This is a genomic window from Rhodobacter calidifons (assembly GCF_011174775.1).
In the GTDB taxonomy this organism is placed as follows: domain Bacteria; phylum Pseudomonadota; class Alphaproteobacteria; order Rhodobacterales; family Rhodobacteraceae; genus Tabrizicola; species Tabrizicola calidifons.
Map to the genome: position 1 here is coordinate 12,027 of NZ_JAANHS010000020.1, position 25,265 is coordinate 37,291.

The window sequence follows — 25,265 nt, forward strand, 5'->3', positions numbered from 1 at the left end:
CGCCTTCTGGGCATTTGGGCCCGAGACCGGATCCAGCTATGTGCCTATTGCAGCGCACCCGCCGCTGCGGTGCTCTCAATAGTCGGTCTCGACGTAGACGCCTGAGCAGTCGTAGGCGACCGCAGCCGCTGTGCTGCCGGTGTTCATGTAGTTGCGGGGACTCAGGAGCTGGGTGGCGGCGGGGAGGTTCGCGGTGATCTCGACCTCGGCGATGGCGCCGGAGACTTCCTCGACGACGCGGACCCAGACCGAGGCGGCATTGGGGGCGGCGTAGAGGAAGAGTTTCAGGACTTTGGTCGCGGAGTCGACGGGGAAGCTCGCGCCGAGATTGATGAGCGTGGGCGTGCCGGAGCCCGAGTTGTGGACGATCTGCCAGTTGGCGTGAGTGCCGCGCTGGAAGCCGATGCCGATGGCGTTGACGACGGCAGAGAGCGCGAGCGTCGTGGCCAGTGCCGAGGTCGACCCCATCAGCCCGAAGAACCCCATGCCGGTAGGCTGCAGGGTCGTCAGCGAGAGCCGGTTCACATAGGTGAAGCCGCCCAGGCCCTCGGCATTGCCGCGCCAGCAGACCCAGCCGGCGGAGCGTTCCTCGGCTGCGGCGTCCACGGTGGCGGCGCTGGTCATCCGCCAGCGGCGCATGGAGGTGGAGAGGTTGGTGGTGGCGAGCCCGGGCGTGGAGGCGGTGCCGACGCCCGAGCGCGGCATGCCGATCGCGTTGATCGTGGTGCCCGAGGACGGCGCCCAGTAGGCGATCCGGTTCACCCCGAAATGCGGCTGGAGCGGGAAGAGTCGCCCCGAGGGCCGCATGACCTCGAGCCAGGCCGACCCCGCCCGGTCGCGGGCGTAGAGATGGATGCGGCCCGCAGGCGGCGGATCGGGCGGTGTGGCGCGGCTGGGCAGGACCATCGGCTCGGGCAGCTCCACCCGGCCGCTGGCACGGTCGATGAGGATGGCGTCATAGTAGGTGGACCCATCCGGGCTGACCTTGAAGCCGAAGTCGTCGTTGCCGAGGAGGCCGATCAGGGCGCGGGCCGAAAACCCGGTCTTGAAAGCGAAGGCCGCGTCGTCGGCCGGCGCGTTCTTGTTGAAGGTCGCCTCGATGCCATTGCCCGCGTGGTTGAACAGCATCGCCGGCATGTTGATCGAGAAGCGGTTGAAGCTGTCGGCGGTGGCCCAGCCGAGGCCGAGCTGCTGGGCCGTCAGGTTCGCCTGGGGCATGCCGACCTGCGTGACGCTGTTGGCGAAAGTCACGGTGGGCGTGTTGATCACGGTCGTCCCACCGGCGCCGGATGTCGCCGAGCCGATGTTGACCACGGTGTTCGACCCGGATGCGCCGCCTGTGCCGAGGTTCACGGTCTTGGTGGTGCCGTTGGTCGTGGCGCCGGTTCCCAGTCCGTAGGTCGCCGTGCCGGTCGAGGTGCCGATGCTCGCGGTTCCCCCGGAGGCGGTCAGCGTGCCGGAGAAGGTCTTGTTGCCCGAGAAAGTCTGGGTGCCCGCGAGGATCGCCAGTTCCGAGGAGGTGTTCGGCAGCGTGTAGGTCCGCGTCTGTCCGGTCGAGATCCCAGCCAGCGAGAAGACCGCCTTCCTCGTCGGATCGGCGTCGTTGACGAGGCTGAATACGGCATCAGACACGTCGCGCGGCTCGCCGACGCTGGCCCAGCTGCTGCCGGACCAGACGAGGAAAGCGCCCTCGTCCGCGACCCAGACCAGCCAGCCAGGGCGCGGAGCCAGCCGGAGCCAGACGCCGTCGACCCAGAAGGCCACGTTCAGATCCCAGCCCGCCCAGAGCCCGGTCGCGCCCGAGGCCACGAGGTGGCGGTCGCCGTCGGCGGGGCTGGCGGGGGGTGCTGCGCGCGTGCGATCCAGCACGGCCAGCTGCACCATGGCATCGAGGAGCCGCAGCGCCTCGTTGTGGGTGACATGCTTCTGCGCCTGCGCGGCCATGAGATACGGCAGGCCGAGATGGGTGGTGGTGTCGGACATGGTTGATCCTGTGGCGTTCCCGATGTCGGGGATCAGAATTGCAGCGTGACGGCGGCAGGCGCGCCCCGCCCGAGGCGGGCGGAGAGCTGGAAGATGCGGATGACGAGCGTGTCGCCGGGACCGAGCGGCGCGCCCCAGTCGCTGGTCTGCTGGGCAGCGGTGTAGAGAACGGAGGTCGTGCTGCTCGTCAGCAACCGCTTCACCGTCGCCCCGTCACGGATCTCGACCTCGTAGCCTTCGACCTCCTCCCCGAGCGGAACCTCGACCTGTTCCCAGGCATCGGCCTCGAGCGCGCGGGAGCGGCGGGTCCAGCGGATCGTCAGATCGCTAGGAGTGCGCGCCCGCCGCCAGGGCTGTTCGACATGGACCGGCGCGAAGGGGCGCAGGCCGAGACCCGCAGGCGTGAAGGCTTGCGCGACATAGGTCTCGTCCGAGGGTGACCGCGTTGCCGGGCCGATGCGCCAGTTCCACGGCAGGCCGATATCCCCCAGCGCGACCGGCAGCGGCGCGAGCGTGCTGTCGAGCACCACCACCCGCGCCCCGGCCGGGGCCGGGTTCCCCAACGCACCTTCCGTCCCGCGCTGGCCGCGCAGCAAGCGGGTGAGCCTGTAGCGCCCCGGTGCGATCAGCTCGACCATTCCGGCCTGCACGATCTCCCAGACACCGGGGCTGGCCTCGATGGCCAGCGCATTGGCCCCGCCGAACAGGCTCAGATCGGTGACGCTCTCCAGCGTGCCGGTGAAGAGATCGAGCGTCAGGGCATTGCCCAGATCGAAGCGGGAAACCGGACCGGGCCAGAGGTCGAAGGCCAGCACGCCCATGCGGGCGCGGGTGGGCACGGTGGTCAGGAGTTCGAACCCGTCGCTGCCGGGGCTGCGGAAGACGGCAAGTTCGCCGGGCCAGGGGCGTGCATGGGCGGCAATGAAGGGACGGTGCGCGGGCTGGTCCTCGGTCAGCTGCGGCAGGTCGAGGAAGGCGACCTCGGGGGCGGCCAGCACCAGCGGGCGCGCGAGCGTGGCGGGTCGCGGATCGCCGGGCGGCAGGTCGTAGGCGGCGCGGTCCTCGCGGATCGCCTCGATCCCGCGCGCCTCGGCATCAGCGGTGGACAGCAACCGGAAGTCGAGGCTGCGGCCGTCGTGTGAAAGCCGGATCACGTCGGCGGGGTCCAGCTCCAGGCGCGAGGGCGGCAGGCGGAAGCTGGCGGTCTCGCGGCCGATCCAGGCTTCCATCAGCGCGCGGCGACAGCGGCGCTCGGCTTCCTCGGGCGCCACGGCCATGGGGAAGGCCTCGGACGCGACCCGGCTCGCGGACACAGTGATGCGCTGCGCCTCGACCTGGGCTGCGTCATAATCCTCGTCGGCGCGGGCCAGCTGCCACTTCAGCGCCTGGGGCAGTTCCGTCTCCTGCGCGCGGGTCAGCTCCAGCCCCTCGGCGCGGGGATCGGGGGCGGCGACGAGGTCGTCGGGGCCCAGTTCCGCGACAGCGGCGCGCCCGCGCATGACGAAGCGGATCACCCCGCCGGTCTCGACCGCATCGAAGCCGAAATGCCGCGCCAGCGTGGTGATCGAGGCACGCGGGGATTCCAGCGCGCCGATGGCATAGCCCTCCACCGCGCCCCAGAGGCCGGTTACGTCGATGCGCTGAGCCGGCAGCCCGGCGCGCAGGCAGAGATGCCGCACGAGGGCCGCGAGCGACACCGCCCCGAGCCGACCGGTCAGCCAGTGGCCCAGCCGCCAGTTGGGTCCGTCCGTCCACACCCCCTCGAGCGCGGGGAAGAACGGATAGGGCCGCGCATCCCAGGTCCAGGCAGCGCATTCCGGCACATGCACCATCCGGCCGCCATAGACTGCGGAGGTCGGGTTGTTCGCGGCCTCGCCCCACCAGAGATAGGTCGCCTCGATATAGGCGCGCTGGATCGCGTCGTCGCGCCAGCCGCGGGAGAAGTACGGCGTGAAGCTCTCGGAGGACTTCGGGTCGAAGAAGACGTTCGGCTGGTTGGTTCCTCGGTCGATGGCGGGGCAGCCGAGTTCGGTGAACCAGACGGGCTTCGACAGCGGCACCCATGCCGTGGGCGTGCCGCTTTCCACCCCGCCTGGGCGGTTGAAATGCGGCTCCGACCACCAGGCGCGCAGATCCTTGTAGCGGAACACCCATGGTTTGCCCGCGCTGCCGTCACTGATGGGCGTCCGCAGCTGCGCCGACCGGTCGGCCTCCGAGCCGTAGAACCAGTCGAAGCCCTCGCCGCCCGCGATGTTGGCCTGCAGATAGGCGCGGTCATGGATCGCGGGCCAACCCTCGAGCACATCGGCATGGTCGAACCCGTCGCGCCAGTCGGAGAGCGGCATGTAATTGTCGATGCCGACGAAATCGATGTCCGGATCGGCCCAGAGCGGGTCGAGGTGGAAGAACACATCGCCGCTGCCATCGCCCGGCTGGTGCCCGAAATACTCCGACCAGTCGGCGGCATAGCCGACCGGTGATCGCCGAGGGCTACGGTCTCCATAAGCGTTCGGTGTTCAAGATCCTCGCGTGGTCCAGCTGGGAGCACGTAAGATGAGCATCTTGGCTTTGGACCTTGGTACGCGGACTGGATGGGCGCTTCTAACGCGTGATCGGGCAATCACGACCGGCGTCGTCGAATTCAAGCAGGACCGGTGGCAGGGTGGCGGCATGCGCTTTCTGCGCTTCCGAGCGTGGCTGGACGAGGTCCATCAGCTCTCCGGCGGCTTCGATCAGCTGATCTACGAGCAGGTTCGCCGGCATGCGGGGACGGACGCCTCCCATCTCTACGGAGGCTGGTTGGCAATTCTCGAAGTGTGGTGCGAGCAGAACTCGGTTGCTTATCAAGGCGTCCCGGTCGGCACCATCAAGCGCCACGCCACCGGCAAGGGCAACGCGCCGAAGGAGGCTCTGATCGCCGCGGCACGAGCGCGAAGGATCGGGCCGAGCGGATCCTGAAGGATCTTGAGAATCGAAACACCACTGGTCTCGCGGCCATGGACATGCTGGCGGCGCTGGCAAAGGAAAAGGAGGAGGCGATCAAGGCCGCAAAGGATAGCGGGCTCTCCGCGCGAGCGTTTGGTGTCTACTGGAACCTCAAGGACGACGAACCTCTCCGTAACGCCGGCATTTCTCCCATGGAACTGGCGCGCGACGCGGAAACCGAGATGCATCGTTTCCCGAACGCCAAGGTCAATGACGACGAACGTCGGAAGCTGCGCGCCACCCTCTACCGCCCGCTTCTCGGGCTCTGCAAAGAGGAGCGCGGCCGGGTTGTAGATCTGGTTCTGGCGATCCTCCTCTACGGCGATCACGATGCCGAGTCCTGAAGACCGACGCGCCCCTCTCCGCGCCCGGGTCGACTACTGGTGTGAGCGTCTGAAGGCGACGCCGCGCATTGTCCGAATCCAGCGCATGACGCGCAAGTGGGGATTATGCTCAACCGGCGGTATCGTCACACTTGCCGAGGACCTGGCCGATCAGGAGAAGTGCTTCCAGGACTTCGTAATCGCACACGAGTTGCTGCATCTACGGGTTCCCAACCATGGCAAAGTCTTCAAGGCACTGATGACAGCGAATGTGCCCCACTGGCGTGAATATGAGAAGCACCGCTTGGACGGAAATCGATCAGGGGTTTCTCGATAATCGGGCATCACCACACAAGTCCCACTCGAGGGTCGAAGGGACAGCCCGGCCACTTCGCAATTCGACCAAACGTTCGATTTCTGTTCCTTCTCAAAGAATGTCCCTGAATTCGAAGTGTTCAGCAGGCAGAAGATTAACCTCTTTAAATTCAATGTCTTGTGAAGAATGCACCAAACTGGCGCAGTCATGAGGTCCGGAGAATATCGACCCCGAGAGACCACTTCCGGGCCGCGTGGCGCCGACGCCAGTGCTCAGCCCCTCCCGCATAACCCCCGAATACAACGGAAAAATCCGGCCGGAGCCGGATCGGGAGAACGCTTTCGCGAGGGCAAGTGGCGGACAGTGAGGGATTCGAACCCTCGAGACGGTTCCCCGCCTACACACTTTCCAGGCGTGCGCCTTCGACCACTCGGCCAACTGTCCGTCTGGGGCTGATACCTCGGGTTTGGCGGAGCCTTCAAGAGGCTATCTGGCAATTACGCGGAATTACCGGTGGCTGGCCGGTCAGGCTAAAGGCATTGACCGGAGCACAGCGCATCGGCCTATGCCAGCTGGAGGGACACACGCCGGTTCTGGCGGCCCTTGCTCTCGATCTTGCCGATCTTGATCTGGCCGACCTCGGCGGTACGGCGGACATGGGTTCCGCCGCAGGGTTGCAGGTCGATCTGGGTCTCGCCGTCGGCAATCCGCACCAGACGAACACGGCCCTGACCCAGGGGTGGCCGGACCGACATCGTCTTCACCAGTCCAGGGTTGGCCAGCAGCGCGTCGTCGCTGATCCAGTCGTCGCTGACCGTCAGATCCCGCCGGATCAGGGCGTTCAGCGCCTCTTCCAGGGCAGACACGGCGCCCGGCGGCTCCGGCATGGCGAAGTCGAGACGTCCCCTGTCGGCCGCGATCTGACCGCCGGTCACGGGAAACGGCAGGACGACGGACAGCAGGTGCAGGGCCGTGTGGACCCGCATGTGCCGATACCGGCGGCCCCAGTCGATCTGCTGACGCGCCGGGGCCCCGACCGGGGGCATCGGCGCGGGCTCGGCCGGGATCAGGGCAATGCCGCCTTCGACCTTCAGCGCGGTGGCGATCGGCATGCGCGTGCCGCCCCAGTCCAGCACGCCGCTGTCGCCCGGCTGGCCGCCGCCGGTCGGGTAGAACACCGAACGGTCCACGATCAGCCCGCCCTCCGGCGTGTGCCCGATGATCCGGCAGTCGGCAGCGGTCAGATAGGCGTCGTCCCGGAACAGAAGTTCGGTCGTCATCCGCTGTCATCCTTCTCGATCCCGGTGACGGCAACAGCCTTGCGGCGCCCGCGCGGCGGGGACGCCTGGCCGTCGCGCAGCCGCAGCAGCCCCTCGACGATTTCGTCCACGTTGCGCAGCGAAACGTCGGACTGCGCGAAGGGGATCTCGATGCCCTCGGCGGTGAAGCGTTCGAGGATCTGGTGGTTGATCTCGCTGCGCACCGTCAGAAGAAAATTCACATCCCGCAGGATCAGGCGGATCTCGAACTGGATGGCGTCGTTGCCGAACCCGGTCAGCACCACCAGCGGCGGCGGGTTCAGCACCGTCAGCGGCTGCGCCTCGGCGATCTCGCGCAGGATGCGTTCGACCTTGCGCGTGTCCGACCCGTAGGCCACCCCCACCGGCACGATCAGCCGGCCCGAAAGGTTGAAGCGGGTCCAGTTCGTCACCCGTCCGGTGATCAGGTCGGCGTTGGGGACGATCACGTCGTTGCGGTCGAAGGTCTCGATCCGGGTCGAGCGCACGCTGATCGCACGGACCTTGCCCTGCACCCCGCCGACCTCGATCCAGTCGCCCTCGCTGACCGGGCGCTCGACCAGAAGGATGATGCCCGAGATGAAGTTCGACACGATGTTCTGAAGGCCGAAACCGATGCCGACCGACAGCGCACCGGCAACGATGGCGAGACCCGACAGGTCCAGCCCCGCGGCGTTGATCGCGATCAGCGCTGCGAGGAAGATGCCGACATAGCCCACGCCCGCGACCAGCGCGGTCTGGCCGCCGGGCTCCATCCGGGTCTTGGGCAGGATGGTGGTGCGCAGGGCGCCCTGGAACAGGCGCGTCAGCATGTATCCGAGGACGAAGACCGCCGCGAAGATCAGGAAATTCGACGGCGAGATCCGGGTGCCGCCGATCTGAAAGCCTTCGTTGAACCGCGTCCACAGCTCGGTCAGATCGGACAGGCGTGCGCCCCAGATCAGCGCCAGCAGCGGCAGCGCCGCGATCGACAGAGCAAAGCCCGCCAGGACCGGCACCAGGCCGTCCCGCGCGGACTGGTCCGAGCGCGAAATCAGCGCCCAGGCGTCCCCGATCAGGCGTTGCAGGATGAACAGGATGGTGACCAGCGCAAAGGACAGCATGGCCGGATAGATCATCGCCTCGGCGGCCTGGACATAGCCGAGGCCGGCAAGCACGGGTCCGGCGATGCCGACCACCGTCAGGCCCTTCGCCAGAAGCTGGATCAGGCGAAGTCCGTAACTGGCGTTGCGGGCGTCCGTCTCGGCGATGCCGCGCAGGGTGCGGCCCAGACGGATCAGCACCAGACCTCCGGTCAGCAGGATCGGGAAGGTCATGACCGCCGTGGTCGCGTCCGAATAGGCCTGCGCATCCATCGCCGCGCCGCGCAGCAGATTGGCGGCAAGCACCAGACCCATCAGAACCGACAGCAAGCGCCCCTCGGCCCGCCGCTCCGGCGGCAGCGGCAGGACCGGATCGTCGTCCTGCACTCTGGGGAAGACCCGAGCGCCGATCCAGGCGAAGACAAAGACCAGCAGACCCGCCACGGGCAGGACCATGGCGATCAGGGTGCCGATCTCGCCCAGCATGCCGCTGACCAGCATGGCCCGGGACAGTGCCGCGACCCCGAGGGTCGGCAGCAGGATCCCGCCCAGCGAGGCGATCAGCGCCAGGAAATGCCGTCCGCGGACCGAGGCGCCGACTTGCAGACGCTCGGCAAAGGCCTCGATCCAACGCCGCACATAGATCACCAGTGCTGCGGCAACGACGACCAGGACCAGGATCAGCGGCAGGTTGTCGAACAGTGTCTGCCGCGCGGCCGGCGTCTGCCAGGCTTCCAGGATCTCGTCCCAGAGGCGTTGCACGGTGTCGGCGAGGCCGATGGCGGCCTCGGGCCAGTTGCCGGGATTAAGCGGCGATGGCCACAGTTGCAGAAGCTGGTCGGCCTGCCTTTCGCGCAGGGTGCGGTCGATCTCGTCGATCAGACCGTCGGCACGGCGATAGGCTTCTTCGGCGGCGATGCCGGGGGCCTGGACCTTGACCAGCTGGTTTGTCAGTTCCTGGCGGCGGGCCGAGATCTCTTCGGCCTCAACCGCGCCGTCCGCCGGAGCCGGCCCCAGGGCCTCAATCTGCTGGCGCAGGGTGGCGATCCGCGCGGAATTCGCGCTTTGCGCCGCCAGAAGCGCCGCCCGCCACTTGGCCAGCCGCGTGCGGATGTCTTCCAGCCGTTCGGACGGGGTGTTTCGGTCCTCGATCTCGGCCTCTGCGCGTTCGGCGATCCGCTCCCAGAGCGCATAGTCCAGCTCCGGGCTGTCGGCGGCAGGCGCCTCGATCTCGACCTCCGACCCTGCGGCAGCCGTCCTTGCCTGGTCCTGCGCCGGAACCGGCGCCGCCGTCAGCGCAAGGCCAAGCGCCAGACCCAGCCAGAGAAGGGGCCGCCTCATGCGTCTTCGTAAACCGTCGGAAGCGCCCGACCCGCCTGGTCAAGCCAGGCGGGAACCGGCAGGCCCTTTTCGCGCAGGAAGGTCGGGTTGTAGATCTTCGACTGATACCGGCTGCCGTAATCGCACAGGATGGTGACGATGGTCTTGCCCGGCCCCATCTCGCGCGCCATGCGGATCGCTCCGGCGATGTTGATGCCGGTCGAGCCGCCCATGCACAGACCCTCTTCGGTCAGCAGATCGAAGATGATCGGCAAGGCCTCGGCATCGGGGATGCGATAGCTGAAATCGGGCGTGAAGCCTTCAAGGTTCGCGGTGATCCGCCCCTGGCCGATGCCCTCGGTGATCGACGAGCCCGGAGCCTCCAGCTTGCCCGTGGTGTAGTAGCTGTGCAGCGCAGCGCCTTCGGGATCGGCGAGCCCGATCTTCACGCCTTTCGGTTGCAGGGCGGCGGCCACACCCGCCAGCGTCCCGCCCGAGCCCACGGCGCAGATGAAGCCGTCCACCCTGCCGCCGGTCTGTTCCCAGATCTCGGGACCCGTGGTCTCGATATGCGCCTGGCGGTTGGCCACATTGTCGAACTGGTTGGCCCAGATCGCGCCGTTGGGTTCGGTCTTGGCCAGGGCCTCGGCCAGACGGCCCGAATAGCGGACATAGTTGTTCGGGTTGCGGTAGGGCGCGGCCGGAACCTGCACCAGCTCGGCCCCCGCCAGCCGCAGCATGTCCTTCTTTTCCTGGCTCTGCGTTTCCGGGATCACGATCACCGTGCGGAACCCCATCGAGGCGCCGACCAGCGCCAGCCCGATCCCGGTATTGCCCGCCGTGCCCTCGACAATGGTCCCGCCGGGTTTCAGAAGGCGCTTCGCGATGGCATCCCTGATGATGTACAGCGCCGCGCGGTCCTTGACCGACTGACCGGGGTTCATGAACTCGGCCTTGCCCAGGATCGTGCACCCCGTCATCTCCGAAGCCTTTCGCAGCTTGAGAAGCGGTGTGTTCCCGATCGTGTCGGCCAGATCCTGATGAATGCGCATGGGGCGGTCCTTCCTTGGTCTCCAAGGTGTATGTGCCTCGTCGGCCAAACTCAAGCAGCCAGGCCAGGCGCTTTCGCCTCTTCGGCGGCGTCCCTGGCCTTTCGCCGGCCGGAACCGGCAACCGACCGCAAGGCTTGGGCAGCACCGGCCATCCCTGCGCGCACCCGGCAAGGGCAGGGCGAGCGGTCTTGTCGTCCGGCCCGGCTCGGTCATGCCGGCGTCATGGAATGTCCTGCGACGCCGGTCGCGTCCGGGCCTTCCCCATGCTGCGGCCTTGATCGGGGCCTCTGAGCCGCAGGCCTGCGGCATCAACCAGGGTCCCCGCGCCTCCTCCGGAGGCGACCGGACGGGGTTATTCGTTCGAATTCGTCGGAAGGTGACGCGAGGCTGTCCGGGGGACAGATCGCCCGGCATGGTCCGATCCCCGGACCGTGACACCGATATCGGAGTGTTCACTTCGCGCCACTGTTTTCGTGACTGTAATCACCATCTAGCCGAGAACGCAGCTTGATCGCATGGGCAACAGGCCCAGAGAGCACCGGCCCCACAAGACCGCGTTCGTAGCAACTTGCACCGAGGCCCGTGCTCAGCCCCTACCGCATAACCCTCGAAAACACGGAAAAATCCAGCCGCAACCGGACCGGCAGGGTATTCCTCCCCAAGGTCAAGGGGATGCAAGTTGAACGTGCCGGACGACTTCACCCGCGAGGGGCTGGGCACCGAGGTCGATTTCTCCCTGCCCGCCGAACGGTTCGTCCGCTCGCTGAACCAGATCATCGGATGGCGCGGCAAGCCTTTGGCGATCAGGGTCGACAACGGCTCCCGATACGTCAGTTCCATGCTGATGACCTGGGCCGAGAAGCAAGGCGCCGCCCTGACCTGCCTCCAGCCCGGCAAGCCCCGGCAGAACGCCTGTGTCGAACGCTGCAACCGGACGGTCCGGCATGAACGGCTGGCCCTCTGCATCCTTGAAACCATTCAGGAGGTGCAGCAGATCGCCACCGAATGGCTCTGGACCCAAGACAACGAAAGCCCCGACACGGGCATCGGCGGGGTGGCACCCGCCATGAAGCTGAAAATACCCGCGTGAGGTCTACAGTCGCGCCCCGTTAAACCGGGAAGGATTACCGACACCCGGAACGCGAATCTCCAGTCCATGGAGAGCAGCGGCATGGGTCAGGATCATCTTGATGACGCCGATGTCGATGCCAGGCGTCACGGGTCCTGCGCCCCGGTCCGCGCGCTTGCGGCCATATCCGATGAGCTTGTCCCGATCGCAATGCCCGATCCTCCCATTTCCGGGGTCGCGCTTCAGCGTCGCAAGTGTCGCCGCCTTGCTCCGACGGGGTGGTTTCCCTGCGGCGCGCATATCGGCTATATGAAGGTCAACCAGGTCACCGAAAGCGTGCAGGCGGGCCACGGACGATCGGTTGGGCGGCAGCCCCTGATCGACCAGGGTCTCGGCTTGGCGCGCCCATATCCGGGCGTCGTCACGGTGCGAGGGGCGTCTCGCCTGCGCAGCGGCCCTTCCGGCTGACCTGGACCCGGTAAGCACCGGAGGGAAGCTTGGTGATCGAGTCCATTTTCGTGTGCGCTATGTGTGCAGTTAGTCGTCGAAACAGGGGAAATCGGGGGCTATCAGGGCGTAGTCTGACGTGGACACAAACTGTGCCAACGGATTCAAGATACAAGAAAAAATGACACACAATCAATCACATCGCCTGTCCGTCGCCCCGATGATGGACTGGACTGACCGGCACTGCCGGGTCTTTCACCGGCAGATGACCCGCCGGGCGATGCTTTACACCGAAATGGTCACCGCCCCCGCCATCGTCCACGGGCCCAAGCCCCGGCTGCTGGACTATTCCCCCGTCGAACATCCTGTCGCCCTGCAACTCGGCGGCTCCGACCCGCGCGAACTGGCCGAGGCGACCCGCATCGCCAATGCCTGGGCCTATGACGAGATCAACCTCAACTGCGGCTGCCCCTCGGACCGGGTGCAGTCGGGCTGCTTCGGCGCGGTGCTGATGGAACGGCCACAGCTGGTCGCCGACTGCGTTCGCGCGATGCAGGGCGAAACCGACAGCCCGGTCACGGTCAAATGCCGGATCGGCGTGGACGACCAGGACCCCGAAACCGTCCTGCCGCGGTTCATCGAGACCATCGCCGGGGCAGGGGTCCGCCACATCATCATCCACGCCCGCAAGGCCTGGCTTCAGGGCCTTTCTCCGAAGGAAAACCGCGAGATCCCGCCCCTGGACCATGACCTGGTGCTGCGGATGAAGGCGCGCTTCCCGGACCTCACCATCTGCATCAACGGCGGGATCACCAGCCTTGCCCAGGCGAGGGCCTTTCTGGACGCGGGCCTCGACGGGGTCATGATCGGACGCGCCGCCTATCACGACCCGGCCTCGGTGCTGATCGGGGCCGATGCGCTCTGGGACGAGGATTTCGCGCCCGATCCGGTGGATGTCGCCAATGCCATGCGGCCCTATATCGCCGACCACCTTGCTGCGGGGGGCAGGCTGCACCAGATCACCCGGCACATGCTGGGCCTGTTCACCGGCCGCCCCGGCGCGCGCGGCTGGCGGCGCGTGCTGTCAGAGCAAGCCTCCCGCGAGGGGGCAGGGCTCGAGGTTCTGGAGGCGGCGCTTGCCGAGGTTCAGGCCAGGGCCGCCTGACGCGGGATCATCCGCGACAGGACCAGCGCGATCAGCCCGCAGGCCGCGATGGCCGCCAGCATCGGCGTGACCGTCCCGTCAAGGAACGGCCCGGCTGCCGCCACCAGCACCCCCGCCGCGACCATCTGCATCGTGCCGCCCAGCGACGAGGCAAGGCCCGCGATCTCGCCGTGCTCTTCCAGCGCCTGCACCTGCGCCGTGGGCAGGATCACGCCCAGGAAGATGTTGCCTATGAACAGCGTGCTCATCGTCACCGGCAGGCTTGCCAGCCCGGCAAGCGCCAGGCCGAAACCCGCAAAGGTCGCCAGCGCAAAGCCCACCGTCGCACCGGCGATCATCCGCAACGTCCCCAGCCGCCGCGACAGGGGCGAGGCGAATTGCGAGGCCGCGAAGAAGCCGATCGCATTGACCGCGAAGGCGAAGGAGAATTGCGTGGGCGTCAGCCCGAACTGGTCGCGATAGACGAAGGCGGCGCTGGCGATGAAGACGAAGAAGCTGGCGAAGGCAAAGCCCGCAAGGAAGGTCATCACCATGAACTCCCGGTCGGCCAGCAGCACCCGCGTCCCTGCCAGCGTGCCGGACAGGTCGAACCGCTGCCGGTTGGCGTCGGTCAGCGTCTCGGGCAGGGCGAAATGGATCAGGAAGAAGCTCGCAACCGCCGCCGCCAGCAGCGCCAGGAAGATCAGCCGCCAGTCCCCCAGCGCCAGCAGGCCCGCGCCCGACAGGGGCGCGAGCAAGGGCGAGACGGCGATCACGATCATGATCGTGGACATCATCCGCGTCGCTTGCGGCCCGGTCGCGAGGTCGCGGATCACCGCGCGCAGCACCATCATGTTCGCCGCCCCGCCCAGCCCCTGCACCATCCGCCCGGCGATCAGCCAGCCGATCGAGGGCGCCAGCGCGCAGATCACCGTGCCGGTGATGAACAGCGCCAGCCCGGCGTAGAGCGGCGGCTTCCGCCCGGCCTGATCGGCCCAGGGCCCATAGGCCAGCTGCGCGAGGCCAAAGGTCACGAAATAGCCGACGATGGTCCATTGCACCGCCTGCTGGTCCACGCCCAGATCGCGGCCGATCTCAGGCATCGCAGGCAGATACATGTCGATGGCAAAGGGCCCGACCGCCGCCACCAGGCCAAGGATGACCGACATCAGGGTCAGGGAAACGGGGCGGGACATGGGGATTCTCCTTGGGCAGGCGGGCTGCATACCACCTGGTATCTTCTGTCGCCAGATCGGAAATCATGACCCCTCCGGCAGGTCGTGCCATGCCGGGGCCGGTTCCGGTCGCATCGCCTCTGGCGGCCCCTGCGGCTCCGGGCTATGCCTCGGGGGCACATTCCAAGGTGACACATGCCCGACCTTTCGCTGCTTTTTCCGATGATCGCCGCGCTGGTGGTGATCGGCGCCTTTGCCGGAGTGATCGGCGGGCTTCTGGGCGTGGGCGGCGGGATCGTGCTGGTCCCGGCCTTCTTCTACGCCTTCGGCCACCTCGGCTATGGCGGCAGTCAGCTGATGCAGATCTGCGTCGCAACCTCGATGGCCACCATCGTCATCACCTCGCTGCGCTCGGTCTCCTCGCACAACCGGAAAGGCGCGGTGGACTGGCAGGTGCTGAAGACCTGGGGCCCGGCGCTGGTGATCTCGGCCGCCATCGGCACCTTTGTCGCCGGCAAGGTCTCGTCCCTGACCCTGCAAGCGGTGTTCGGCGCACTCGCGGGGCTTGCCGGGCTGTGGATGGCCTTCGGCCGCGACCACTGGCGGCTTGGCGCGGCGATGCCGGCCGAGCCTGTGCGCAGCGCGCTGGCCGGGGCGGTGGGCTTCTTCTCGGCGATGATGGGGATCGGCGGCGGCACCTTCGGCGTGCCCCTGATGACGCTTTACGCCATGCCGATCCACCGCGCGGTGGCCACCGCTTCGGGCTTCGGCGTGCTGATCGCGGTGCCTTCGGTCCTTGGTTTCCTGCTCCTCCCCGTCGCCGAGGCACCCCCTTGGACGATCGGAGCCGTCAACCTCCCCGCCTTCCTGGTCGTCATCGGCACCACGCTTCTGACGACGCCCCTGGGCGTGCGCCTTGCCCATGCGATGAACCCCAGGCCGCTGAAACGCGCCTTCGCGGTGTTCCTGACGCTGGTCGCGCTGAACATGCTGCGCAAGGTCATGGGATGGTAGGGCCGGGCTGGCAGCGGATCGGCCCCCACCCGGCCATCGCCGCCTGGGCCGCAGCGGCCCGCAGCGCCGCACTGGACGTCCTGGCCGCCACGACCGAGCCCTGGCGCTGCGGTGGCACCTGGTTCGTCGGCGTCGATGCCCTGCCCAATGCGCCGGACGGGTCCATCGACGGCACCGCCTTCCCCTGGCAGGCCCTGCCGCTTGCGCCCGAACCCCTGCACCGCGCCCAGCTGTCCGTGATCCGCCCCGGCTACCCGCAACCGTCGCCCGAGGAAACCCCGGCCGCCTTCGCCTTCCGCCGCGACCGCGACGCCGCGCATCTCGACGGCCTTCTGCCCATCGGCCCGGACAAGCGGCGCATGGTCAAGGAACCCCACGCCTGGATCCTCGGCCTGCCGCTGAACGACACCGCCGCCGCGCCGCTGACAGTGTGGGAAGGCAGCCACGACATCCTCCGCGCAGCCCTGCGCAAGGCCCTGAACCCCCACCCGCCCGAAACCTGGGGCGACATCGACATCACCGAAGCCTATCAGGCCGCCCGCAAGGACATCTTCGCCACCTGTCGCCGGATCGAGCTGCACGCGAAACCCGGCGAAGCCACGCTCCTCCACCGCCTCACGCTGCACGGCGTGGCACCGTGGAAACCGGACGACCGCGCCCCCGCCGAAGGCCGGATGATCGCCTACTTCCGCCCGCTTCTGGCAACGGCAGAAGCCTGGCTCGACAACCCCTGATTTGCCCATGTCCCAAATACTCTCAGGGGGTTTGGGGGCAGAATGCCCCCAACCGGAGCCAAGCGGGCCCAAGCCCGCGCAGGCGACCCAAGGGGAACGTGCCGTCAGGCACTCGATATGATCAGCGCTCCAGCCGGGCCAGCCGGCCGCCGCGGCGCTTCTGCAATCGCGGCGCGCGGGCGGGCAGTTCGGCCATCACCGCGGCCCGCTCCTCGTGGCTCAGCTTCGACCACTGGCTGATCTCGTCGATGGTGCGATAGCAGCCGACGCAGATGCGTTCCTCGGGATGCACCACGCAGAGCTTCACGCAGGGGCTGGCGATCTCGTCGCGCTTCCAGACATCGTCCTTCAAGCCTGCTCACCCCGCCCCATATGCGCCATCCGGTCCAGCGCGCCTTGCAGGATATAGCCCGCCGCGACCTGATCGATCACCTCTTTCCGACGCTTCCGCGACGTATCCGCCTCCAGAAGTGCCCTTTCTGCCGCAACGGTAGACAGACGCTCGTCCCAATAGCAGATCGGCAGGGCGGTCAGCTTCTCCAGATTGCGCGCAAAGGCCTGGGTCGCCTGCACCCGGGGGCCGATGGACCCGTCCATGTTCAAGGGTAGCCCGAGCACGATTCCCGCCGCGCCCCGCGCCTCCAGAAGCGCCAGCAGACGGCCCGCGTCCAGCGTGAATTTCTCGCGCCGGATCACTTCGACGGGCGTCGCCACCTGCCGCCGCAGATCGGACAGCGCGACGCCGATGGTCTTGTCGCCAAGGTCGAGCCCCGCAATCGCCCGCATCGGGGGCAGGGCGGCGACAAACTCCTCGACCGATGCGCAGATCACGGGTTCAGCCCGCTTTCCACCGCCGCCAGGCGCAGGAAGGACAGTTCCGCCGGGCGGCCCGCAAACTGCGCCTTCGCCTCGTCATAGATCGTCTGCGCTTCCGCCAGCCGCTCCAGCACCGCCAGCGACCGGATCAGCCGGTTCCATTCCTCGACCGTGCCGCCCTCGGTCGCCAGTCGGTCGGACAGCTGCGCCACCATGCCCTCGATCATCGCCTGCCCGTCCTCGGGAGACATCCCGCCCGCCGCAGCGATGTCGCTCGCCGTCGGTCCCGGGGCCTGGGGCGCCGCATAGCGCACCCCCGCCAGTTCCGCCACCTGACCGATGCGCTCGCGGATGGATGCCGTCCAGGGTGCGGAAGGATTGCCGTTCTCGGCCAGCGGCCGCCAGAAGCGGAAGGCCTGGTCAAAGCGGCCGCCCTGCACGAACATCTCGCCCACCAGATAGCGGGCGAGTTCGTTCGTCATGTCGGCCCGAAGGCTGGCGCGCAGCGCGGCCTCGGCCTCGGGCGAGACATAGCCGCCGGCCTCGGCCACCAGCGCCAGGGCAAGGTTGGCGTGATCGCTGGTGTCCGCGGCGCTGCCCCGCAGGGCCACAAGCCGCTCCTGCACCCGGACCGCGGCGTGAAAGTCGCCCGATTCGAAGGCCGTGCGGAACCGCGCGCGCAGCGTGTCGGCGTCGGTGACACCGGCCAGCTCGACCACAAGCGCCTGATCGGCGGCCGCGTCGCGCGGCCGGCCGATCCGCTCCAGCTCTTCCGCCTGGGCCGGACGGCTGGCAAGGCCCGCATCCAGCGCGGCCAGCCGCGCAGACAGCGCCATGTCGGGATAACCCGGTGCGCCCAGCCAGGCATAGGCCGCGATCCCGCCCGGCAGGATGACCGCCACGATCACGGCCGCCACCGCAGGCATTGAAGCAACCCGGCCCGGACCCGTGGCCCCGGCCGGGCGCGCTGCCGCTGCCGACCGCGCCCGCGCGCGGTCCACCTCCAGCAGGCGCTTGCCGACCTCGGCCCGCAGCCGCGCCGCCTCGTCCGGGCCGATGGTGCCGCGCGCCAGGTCGCGCTCGATCTCGGCGAACTGGTCGCGATAGACGGACAGATCGGCGCCCAGATCGTCCTGCGGCGCCGCTGCCGGCACCCGGCGCAGCGCCGCCACCAGCACCGAAGCGACCAGCGCGCCCAGGGTCACGGCCACCGCCCAGAAGATCCAGCCCGTCATCGCCAGCCTGCGCCCCTGCCCGTTGCTGCCCGTCCCCACGGCCCACATAGTCGTTTCGCCCCGCCCAAGAAAGGGGCATTCGGCCGCAGTCCTCCGCCTCCCCCCAGCAGCCTGGCCCGGTTCCCGATCCGCGTCATGTCGCAATTTTCCCGATTGTGCCGCCTGCGGGTGTGGCTGTAATCCGCATCTCATACAAGACATGGCAGCCAGACCCGCTCTGGCAGCCCCCGTCCGACAAGAGGCCCCGATGAAGCGCTATTCGGTCTTTGCCATCGCCCGCGAGGCAGCCCGCTACCATATGGGATGGGAGCGCGCCTGGGCCTCGCCGGAACCGAAACCGGCCTATGAGGTCATCATCGTCGGGGCAGGGGGCCATGGCCTGGCCACCGCCTATTACCTGGGCAAGAACTTCGGCATCACCAATGTCGCGGTGGTCGAGAAGGGCTGGCTCGGCGGTGGCAACACCGGCCGCAACACCACGATCATCCGGTCGAACTATCTTCAGGATTCCTCCGCCGCGATCTACGAAAAGGCCCGCAGCCTGTACGAGACGCTCAGCCAGGAGCTGAACTACAACGTCATGTTCAGCCCCCGCGGTGTGATGATGCTGGCCCAGACCCACCACGAGGTGCGCGGCTATCTGCGCACGGCCCATGCCAACGCCCTGCAAGGCGTGGCGACAGAATTCATCACGCCCCAGCGGGTAAAGGAGTTGTGCCCGATCCTGAACATCGACGGACCGCGCTATCCGGTCCTCGGCGCACTCTGGCAGCCGCGCGGCGGCACCGGGCGGCATGACGCGGTGGCCTGGGGCTATGCGCGGGCCTGTTCGGCGATGGGAATGCACATCATCCAGAACTGCGAGGTCAAGGGCGTCCGGTCGGAAAACGGCCAGGTCACCGGGGTTGACACCACCAAGGGCTTCATCGGCTGCAAGAAGCTTGGCCTGGTCGTCGCCGGCCATTCCGGCCAACTGGCCGAGATGGCGGGCTTCCGGCTGCCCATCGAGGCCGTCGCCCTTCAGGCGCTGGTCTCGGAACCGATCAAGCCCTGCATGGACGTGGTGGTCATGGCCAACACCGTTCACGGCTACATGTCGCAATCCGACAAGGGCGAGATGGTGATCGGCGGCGGCACCGACGGCTTCAACAACTATACCCAGCGCGGGTCCTTCCACCACATCGAGGAAACCCTGCGGGCGCTGGTGGAAACCTTCCCGATCATCAGCCGCCTGAAGATGCTGCGCCAGTGGGGGGGCATCGTGGACATGACCGGCGACCGCTCGCCGCTGATCTCCAAGACCCCCCTCGGCAACTGCTTCATCAACTGCGGCTGGGGCACCGGCGGGTTCAAGGCGATCCCCGGTTCCGGCTGGGCGATGGCCGAGCTGATGGCCAAGGGCGAACCGGGGCCGCTGGCCGCCGAGTTCAACATGTGGCGTTTCAAGGAAGGCCGGTTCATCGACGAATCCGTCGCGGCCGGGGTGGCGCACTGATGAACGGACAGGCGCGGCAGGGTCCCTCTGGGGAACCGGCAGAAGTTTCGGAAAATTCTCGCGGCCAGGCCGCAATGATGGAGCGCTGCGATGCTCATTCTTGAATGTCCCTATTGCGGCGTCAAAGCCGAGGAAACCGAGCTTTCGCCCGGCTACGAGGCGCATCTGAAGCGTTTCGGCCCCGGCTCCAGTCCCGAGGAGTTCGAGGCCTACATGTTCGCCCGCAAGAACCCCAAGGGCGTCCACTTCGAACGCTGGCGGCATACCTACGGCTGCGGCAAGTGGTTCCTTGCCGCCCGCTGCACCGCCACCCTGGAGGTGTTCGGAACCTACCCCGCGCAGGTCTCCGAACCCCCCGCCGACATCATCGCGAAGATCCTGGCCCGCCGCCCGGACTGGAAACCCGAATGACCATGCGCGCCGCTTTGGGCCAGCCCCCCCTCCCATCCTCCCCCACGCGGGGGGAGGGGCCTGTCGCGCCCCGCCGCGCCACCGGCCCCCATCTTGACCTGACGTCCCCCATCCGCGCCTCCCTCCCCCCCTCGTGGGGGAGGGATGGGGTGGGGGGGCTCCTTCATGCCGCAGGAACCACGCCATGAGCACGCGCCTCACCAGGGGTGGCCGTCTGATCGACCGGACCGCCGCCGTCGAATTTTCCTTCAACGGCAAACGGATGCGCGGTTTCCACGGCGATACCCTTGCCGCAGCCCTTCTGGCCAACGACCAGATGCTGGTCGGCCGCAGCTTCAAGTATCACCGCCCGCGCGGCATCGTCGCCTCGGGACCGGAGGAGCCGAACGCTCTGGTGAACCTCGGCTCCGGCGCGCGGCTGGAACCGAACCAGCGCGCCACCACCACGGAACTTTTCGACGGCCTCGAATGCACCTCGCAGAACCACTGGCCGTCCCTGGAATTCGACGTGGGCGTGGTGAACAACCATGTCAGCCGCTTCCTGCCCGCCGGGTTCTACTACAAGACCTTCATCCATCCGCGCCCGTTCTGGAAACATGTGTTCGAGCCGATCATCCGCCGCTCGGCGGGCCTGGGCAAGGCGCCGACCCAGCCGGACCCTGACCGCTATGAGCAGGCCTATGCCTTCTGCGACGTGCTGGTGATCGGGGCAGGGGTCGCGGGCCTGAAGGTCGCGAAGGCCGCCGCCGATGCCGGCCAGCGCGTGATCCTGCTGGAACAGTCCCCGACCCTTGGCGGCCGCGCGCCCGTGGACCAGACCGAAGTCGACGGCCAGCCGGTCGAAACCTGGCTGTCGGCCATGGAAGCCGACCTCGCCGCCCGCGACAACGTGACCATCCGCACCCGCACCTGCGGCTTCGGCGTCTATGACCACGGCTATGTGCTGGCCGACGAAAGGGTGGCCGACCACACGCCCGGCGACGGCCGGCCGAAGCACCGGCTCTGGCGCATCCGGGCGGGGCGCATCGTCTCGGCCACCGGGGCCATCGAACGCCCGCTGTCCTTTGCCGGAAACGACATCCCGGGCGTCATGCTCGCCTCGGCGGTGCGGGACTATGTGGTGAACTACGCCGTCTCCCCCGGTGACCGCACCGTGATCGTCACCAACAACGACAGCGCCTACCAGACCGCCCTTGCGCTGAAGGCGGCGGGCCTCGACGTGCCAGCCATCCTCGACGCCCGCGAAGCCGCAGACGGGGCGCTGCCGCAGGCCGCCCGCGCCGCCGGCATCCGCGTGCTGACCGGCAAAGCCATCGCCAGGGTCAAGGGCACCAAACGCGTCACCGGCGTCGCCATCTGCGCCCAGGCCGGGGAAGGGGCGGTGCAAGAGGAAATCGCCTGCGAGGCCGTCGCCATGTCCGGCGGCTGGTCCCCCGTCGTCCACCTGTTCAGCCATTGCGGCGGCAAACTGCTGTGGGACGAGACCATCTCGGCCTTCATCCCCGACCCCGCCCGGCCGCCGCTGAACCATGACGGCTCCGCGATGGTGGAATGCGTGGGCGCGGCGGCCGGAGACCTCGACCTCACCGGCACCCCCGTCGCCATCCCGCCCGTCTGGGTCATGCCGCAGGGCGCGCCGATCCAGTTGCGGTCGAAGATGTGGCTCGATTACCAGAACGACGTGAAGGTCAGCGACGTCGAACTGGCCTCCCGCGAGGGCTATGTCTCGGTCGAACACACCAAGCGCTACACCACGCTCGGCATGGCGACGGATCAGGGAAAACTCAGCAACATCAACGGTCTATCCGTTCTTGCTGAGACTTTGGGTCAAGAGATCCCGCAGGTCGGCACCACCACCTTCCGCCCGCCCTACACGCCCGTCACCATCGGCGCGCTGGCGGGCGAGGCGCGGGGCGAGATCTTCCAGCCCCTGCGCAAGACGCCCATGCACGCGGCGCATGAAAAGGCGGGCGCCTATTTCGAACCCGTCGGTCTCTGGCGCCGCCCCTACTGCTTCCCGCGCCCTGGCGAGACGCATGAACAGGCCGTCCACCGCGAGGTGCTGAACACGCGCCAGAACCTCGGGCTGCTGGACGCCTCGACCCTGGGCAAGATCATCGTCAAGGGCCCGGATGCGGGGAAATTCCTCGACATGCTCTACACCGGCGTCATGTCCACGCTGCCCGTGGGCAAGTGCCGCTATGGGCTGATGTGCAACGAGCAGGGCTTCCTGATCGACGATGGCGTCGTTGCTCGGATCGACGAGGACACCTGGCTTTGCCACACCACCAGCGGAGGGGCCGACCGCATCCACGCCTGGATGGAGGACTGGCTGCAATGCGAATGGTGGGACTGGCAGGTCTATACCGCCAATGTCACGGAACAGTATGCGCAAGTGGCCGTGGTGGGACCGAACGCGAGGAAACTGCTGCAAGTCCTTGGCGGGATGGACGTTTCCAAAGAGGCGCTGCCCTTCATGCACTGGGCGGACGGCACGCTTGCGGGCTTGCCCGCGCGGGTCTACCGGATCAGCTTCTCGGGCGAACTCAGCTACGAAATTGCCGTCCCCGCCAGCCACGGCGCGGCCTTCTGGGCGGCCTGCACTCAGGCAGGCAAGGCCCTGGGCGCGATGCCCTACGGCACCGAGGCGCTGCACATCATGCGGGCCGAGAAGGGCTTCATCATGATAGGCGACGAAACCGACGGCACGGTGATCCCGCAGGACCTGGGCCTCGACTGGGCGATCTCGAAGAAGAAGGCCGACTATCTGGGCAAGCGCGGGCAGGAACGCACTTTCCTTGCCAGCCCCGACCGCTGGAAACTGGTGGGGTTCGAGACGCTGGACGGCTCGGTCATCCCCGACGGTGCCTATGTCATCGCCGAAGGGGTCAATGCGAACGGCCAGCGCAACACGCAGGGCCGCGTGACCTCCACCTACTATTCGCCCACGCTGAAACGTGGGATCGCCATGGGCCTTCTGAAACACGGCCCCGCCCGCATGGGCGAGGTGGTGGAGTTCAACACCGTCGCCGGCGGCACGGTGAAGGCCCGCGTCCGCGATACGGTCTTCTATGACAAGGATGGGGAGAAGCAGAATGTCTGAGCCAGTCAGCGCGCTGAACGGCGCCAGCTTCCAGGGCTTCGCCACCATCCGCGAGATCGGCCCCCTCGGCATGATCACCTTGCGCGCCAAGGGCCTGAAATCGCTGGACAAGGCGGTGAAGGCCGTGACCGGCACCAAGCTGCCCGCTCAGCGCCGGATCGAGATCAAGGGCGACCGCGCCTGCGGCTGGATGAGCCCGGACGAATACCTGCTGATCCTGCCCTATGCCGAGGTCGGCGCGGCGCTGGCCAAGATCGCCAAGGCCCTTGCCGGAGAGCACCATCTCGCCGTCGATGTCTCGGACGCGCGTGCGGTGTTCCGGATCGAGGGCGACAGGGCCGATCAGGTGCTGCGCAAGCTGATGCCGGTGGATTTCGACTGGCTGGAACCGGGCGAGTTGCGCCGCAGCCGCGCAGCCCAGGTTGCGGCGGCGATCTGGCAGCAGGATCAGGGCTTTACGCTGGTCTGCTTCCGATCGGTCGCAAGTTATGTGATGGGCCTTCTGACCCACTCCGCCCAGCCCGGCAGCGAGCTCTAGCGATCCCGCCGCCTGCGGTCCGGGGAACCGGGCCGCCGCCCGGGTGTTATACCGGGTGCTTGCCCTTGACCTTCCCGCATCCAGACCTCTTATTCGTGGCAAGCAACCAACAGGAGCTTTCCCATGGCCTTCACCCTTCCCGATCTGCCCTACGCCCACGATGCGCTTGCGCCCCTCGGCATGTCGAAGGAGACGCTGGAATATCACCACGACCTGCACCACAAGGCCTATGTCGACAACGGCAACAAGCTGATCGCCGGCACCGAATGGGAGAACAAGTCGCTCGAGGACATCATCCGCGGCACCTACCAGGCCGGCGCGGTGGCCCAGAACGGCATCTTCAACAACGCCTCGCAGCACTGGAACCACAACATGTTCTGGACCTGGATGGCCCCGGGCGAGGACAAGAAGATGCCCGGAGAGCTGGAGAAGGCGCTGACCGAAAGCTTCGGGTCCGTGCAGAAGTTCAAGGAGGATTTCGCCGCCGCCGGGGCGGCCCAGTTCGGCTCGGGCTGGGCCTGGCTGGTCAAGGACAAGGACGGCAGCCTGAAGGTCACCAAGACCGAAAACGGCGTGAACCCCCTGTGCTTCGGGCAGACCGCGCTTCTGGGTTGCGACGTGTGGGAACATTCCTACTACATCGACTTCCGCAACAAGCGCCCGGCCTACCTGACGAACTTCCTGGACAAGCTGGTCAACTGGGAAGCCGTTGCCGCCGGCCTCTGATCCGGCCAGGATCCCGGAAATCATCTGTCGAAGGCCCGCAACGCAAGCTGCGGGCCTTTCGCTATCGCAGCGCCTCGGCCAGCGCGGCCTCCAGCGCGGCCACATCCGGCACCACCCGGAAATGCCGCTTCAGCGACACATCGGCAAAGCCTTCCGCGATCACATGGTCGATCAACCCCACCAGCGGCTGCCAGTAGCCCGCGACATCCAGCAGCAGGATCGGCTTGCCGTGCAGCCCGATCTGCGCCCAGGTCAGGACCTCGAAGAATTCGTCCAGCGACCCCGCACCGCCCGGCAGCACCACCACCGCGTCCGAGTTCATGAACATCACCTTCTTGCGCTCGTGCATGTCCTCGGTCACCACCAGCCGCGACAGGTCGCGCCCGGTTCGCTCGCGCCCCAGAAGATGCACCGGGATCACCCCCAGCCGGTCGGCCCCCGCCGCCTGTGCCGCCTCGGCCACCGCCCCCATCAGCCCGACATCGCCCGCCCCGAAGACCAGCCGCCAGCCGTTGCGCGCCAGCATCTCTCCGGTCGCGCGCGCGGCAAGGGCATGGGCCGGATTTCGACCGGGACGCGAGCCGCAGAAGATGCAGACGGAACGAAGGGACATGTCGAAACCTGAAAAGGGGTTGCTTTGCCCCGTCATATAGAGATTCCTGATCACAAGAAACGCAAGGCGGCGAAACCGCGCCGGGGGGAATTGGGGATGTCTTCATTCGGGGCCTTGGACCGGGGAACGCGCGTTGTCCTGTTGCTGCTGGGCGGGGTGATCCTGGCCGGCGCGGGCTATCTCGGCTGGCAGGCAACGCGTCCCGCCCCGGCAGACCTGGCTGGAACCGCCCCCGCTGCCGCCCCCGCACCCGAAGCTACCCCCGCACCCGCACCCGCCCCCGATCCTGCCGCCCTGTCCAAAGGGGCCGCAGCCGAGGCGCCCGCGTTGCAGCCCGGGGCCACGCCTCCGGTCGAGACGGCCGCCGCTGCGCCCGAGGCCGAGGC

The 25,265-nt window shown here is 67.7% G+C and carries 21 protein-coding genes, 1 tRNA gene and 2 pseudogenes; 13 read left to right on the forward strand and 11 right to left on the reverse strand.

Translation table 11 applies throughout. From position 1 onward, the window contains the following. Positions 1 to 75: 75 nt before the first annotated feature. Both G8O29_RS16545 and G8O29_RS16550 read right to left on the reverse strand, forming a co-directional pair. Entirely contained in the window at positions 76 to 1,983 is a 1,908-nt protein-coding gene (locus tag G8O29_RS16545) for a DUF2793 domain-containing protein (RefSeq protein WP_166404334.1), read from the reverse strand. A 32-nt stretch (positions 1,984 to 2,015) separates the two neighbouring features. Beyond that, a pseudogene (locus G8O29_RS16550) lies at positions 2,016 to 4,457 on the reverse strand (baseplate multidomain protein megatron); the annotation flags it as partial. Positions 4,458 to 4,536: 79 nt separating this feature from the next. On the opposite strand from G8O29_RS16550, the gene G8O29_RS16555 reads away from it, so the two are divergent. From G8O29_RS16555 to G8O29_RS16565, 3 genes are read left to right on the forward strand one after another with little or no spacing between them, the layout of a single operon-like run. Next, entirely contained in the window at positions 4,537 to 4,941 is a 405-nt protein-coding gene (locus G8O29_RS16555; RefSeq protein WP_166404335.1) for a hypothetical protein, read from the forward strand. 38 nt (positions 4,942 to 4,979) lie between these two features. After that, positions 4,980 to 5,312 carry a hypothetical protein gene (locus G8O29_RS16560; protein ID WP_166404336.1) on the forward strand — a complete coding sequence of 111 codons (333 nt, stop codon included), beginning with the start codon at positions 4,980 to 4,982 and terminating at the stop codon, positions 5,310 to 5,312. After that, positions 5,299 to 5,628, forward strand: coding sequence for a M48 metallopeptidase family protein (locus tag G8O29_RS16565; RefSeq protein ID WP_166404337.1), 330 nt, complete (start codon positions 5,299 to 5,301; stop codon positions 5,626 to 5,628). The genes G8O29_RS16560 and G8O29_RS16565 overlap by 14 nt, the downstream gene beginning before the upstream one ends. Positions 5,629 to 5,961: 333 nt before the next feature. On the opposite strand, the gene G8O29_RS16570 is transcribed toward G8O29_RS16565, so the two are convergent. From G8O29_RS16570 to G8O29_RS16585, 4 genes are all read right to left on the reverse strand, one after another. After that, positions 5,962 to 6,051: transfer RNA gene (locus G8O29_RS16570), tRNA-Ser, on the reverse strand. A gap of 119 nt (positions 6,052 to 6,170) precedes the next feature. Beyond that, positions 6,171 to 6,887, reverse strand: a complete 717-nt coding sequence (locus G8O29_RS16575; protein WP_166404338.1) for an alanyl-tRNA editing protein — start codon at positions 6,885 to 6,887, stop codon at positions 6,171 to 6,173. Continuing rightward, the gene (locus G8O29_RS16580; protein ID WP_166404339.1) at positions 6,884 to 9,328 is read right to left on the reverse strand and encodes a DUF3772 domain-containing protein; all 2,445 of its coding nucleotides are present in this window, start codon (positions 9,326 to 9,328) and stop codon (positions 6,884 to 6,886) included. The genes G8O29_RS16575 and G8O29_RS16580 overlap by 4 nt, the downstream gene beginning before the upstream one ends. Then, positions 9,325 to 10,359 (reverse strand): cysteine synthase A, encoded by a 1,035-nt coding sequence (locus G8O29_RS16585; protein ID WP_166404340.1) that lies wholly within the window; start codon positions 10,357 to 10,359, stop codon positions 9,325 to 9,327. Before G8O29_RS16585 ends, G8O29_RS16580 begins: the two co-directional genes overlap by 4 nt. Positions 10,360 to 11,038: 679 nt before the next feature. Between G8O29_RS16585 and G8O29_RS16590 the strand changes: the two are divergent. Both G8O29_RS16590 and dusA read left to right on the forward strand, forming a co-directional pair. Then, positions 11,039 to 11,449, forward strand: a pseudogene (locus tag G8O29_RS16590) (DDE-type integrase/transposase/recombinase); the annotation flags it as partial. 607 nt (positions 11,450 to 12,056) lie between these two features. After that, positions 12,057 to 13,040, forward strand: a complete 984-nt coding sequence (gene dusA, locus G8O29_RS16595; protein WP_166404341.1) for a tRNA dihydrouridine(20/20a) synthase DusA — start codon at positions 12,057 to 12,059, stop codon at positions 13,038 to 13,040. Here dusA and G8O29_RS16600 read toward each other — a convergent pair. After that, positions 13,022 to 14,215, reverse strand: coding sequence for a multidrug effflux MFS transporter (locus G8O29_RS16600; protein WP_166404342.1), 1,194 nt, complete (start codon positions 14,213 to 14,215; stop codon positions 13,022 to 13,024). The two genes, dusA and G8O29_RS16600, sit on opposite strands and share 19 nt — an antisense overlap. A 174-nt stretch (positions 14,216 to 14,389) precedes the next feature. Here G8O29_RS16600 and G8O29_RS16605 point away from each other — a divergent pair, with 174 nt between their 5' ends. Both G8O29_RS16605 and G8O29_RS16610 read left to right on the forward strand, forming a co-directional pair. Beyond that, positions 14,390 to 15,208: a sulfite exporter TauE/SafE family protein gene (locus G8O29_RS16605; protein ID WP_166404343.1), complete on the forward strand. Its 819-nt coding sequence runs from the start codon at positions 14,390 to 14,392 to the stop codon at positions 15,206 to 15,208. Next, positions 15,202 to 15,942 (forward strand): hypothetical protein, encoded by a 741-nt coding sequence (locus G8O29_RS16610; protein ID WP_166404344.1) that lies wholly within the window; start codon positions 15,202 to 15,204, stop codon positions 15,940 to 15,942. Before G8O29_RS16605 ends, G8O29_RS16610 begins: the two co-directional genes overlap by 7 nt. Positions 15,943 to 16,063: 121 nt before the next feature. Here G8O29_RS16610 and G8O29_RS16615 read toward each other — a convergent pair whose 3' ends face one another. The 3 genes from G8O29_RS16615 to ccmI are packed head-to-tail and all read right to left on the reverse strand — an operon-like array spanning position 16,064 to position 17,993. Beyond that, positions 16,064 to 16,294 (reverse strand): DUF1289 domain-containing protein, encoded by a 231-nt coding sequence (locus G8O29_RS16615; RefSeq protein WP_166404345.1) that lies wholly within the window; start codon positions 16,292 to 16,294, stop codon positions 16,064 to 16,066. Then, entirely contained in the window at positions 16,291 to 16,773 is a 483-nt protein-coding gene (gene ruvX / locus G8O29_RS16620) for a Holliday junction resolvase RuvX (RefSeq protein ID WP_166404346.1), read from the reverse strand. The genes G8O29_RS16615 and ruvX overlap by 4 nt, the downstream gene beginning before the upstream one ends. Then, positions 16,770 to 17,993 carry a c-type cytochrome biogenesis protein CcmI gene (gene ccmI / locus G8O29_RS16625; RefSeq protein WP_166404347.1) on the reverse strand — a complete coding sequence of 408 codons (1,224 nt, stop codon included), beginning with the start codon at positions 17,991 to 17,993 and terminating at the stop codon, positions 16,770 to 16,772. The genes ruvX and ccmI overlap by 4 nt, the downstream gene beginning before the upstream one ends. A gap of 247 nt (positions 17,994 to 18,240) precedes the next feature. Here ccmI and G8O29_RS16630 point away from each other — a divergent pair, with 247 nt between their 5' ends. The 5 genes from G8O29_RS16630 (at position 18,241) to G8O29_RS16650 (ending at position 24,266) form a co-directional block, all read left to right on the forward strand. Then, a complete protein-coding gene (locus G8O29_RS16630; RefSeq protein WP_166404348.1) occupies positions 18,241 to 19,488 on the forward strand; it encodes a sarcosine oxidase subunit beta family protein in 1,248 nt (415 codons plus the stop codon). Positions 19,489 to 19,578: 90 nt separating this feature from the next. After that, positions 19,579 to 19,899: a sarcosine oxidase subunit delta gene (locus tag G8O29_RS16635; RefSeq protein ID WP_166404349.1), complete on the forward strand. Its 321-nt coding sequence runs from the start codon at positions 19,579 to 19,581 to the stop codon at positions 19,897 to 19,899. A gap of 184 nt (positions 19,900 to 20,083) precedes the next feature. Further along, a complete protein-coding gene (locus tag G8O29_RS16640) occupies positions 20,084 to 23,002 on the forward strand; it encodes a sarcosine oxidase subunit alpha family protein (RefSeq protein WP_166404350.1) in 2,919 nt (972 codons plus the stop codon). Further along, entirely contained in the window at positions 22,995 to 23,540 is a 546-nt protein-coding gene (locus G8O29_RS16645; protein ID WP_166404351.1) for a sarcosine oxidase subunit gamma, read from the forward strand. The genes G8O29_RS16640 and G8O29_RS16645 overlap by 8 nt, the downstream gene beginning before the upstream one ends. A 123-nt stretch (positions 23,541 to 23,663) precedes the next feature. Next, complete coding sequence (locus G8O29_RS16650; RefSeq protein WP_166404352.1) at positions 23,664 to 24,266, forward strand: superoxide dismutase; 603 nt, start codon at positions 23,664 to 23,666, stop codon at positions 24,264 to 24,266. Between the two features lie 61 nt (positions 24,267 to 24,327). Here the strand turns inward: G8O29_RS16650 and G8O29_RS16655 are convergent, their stop codons facing one another. Next, on the reverse strand, positions 24,328 to 24,879 hold the full coding sequence (locus G8O29_RS16655; protein ID WP_166404353.1) for an LOG family protein: 552 nt from the start codon (positions 24,877 to 24,879) through the stop codon (positions 24,328 to 24,330). Between the two features lie 114 nt (positions 24,880 to 24,993). On the opposite strand from G8O29_RS16655, the gene G8O29_RS16660 reads away from it, so the two are divergent. Beyond that, the coding region (locus G8O29_RS16660) for a hypothetical protein (protein WP_437440815.1) at positions 24,994 to 25,265 on the forward strand (272 nt) is incomplete at its 3' end.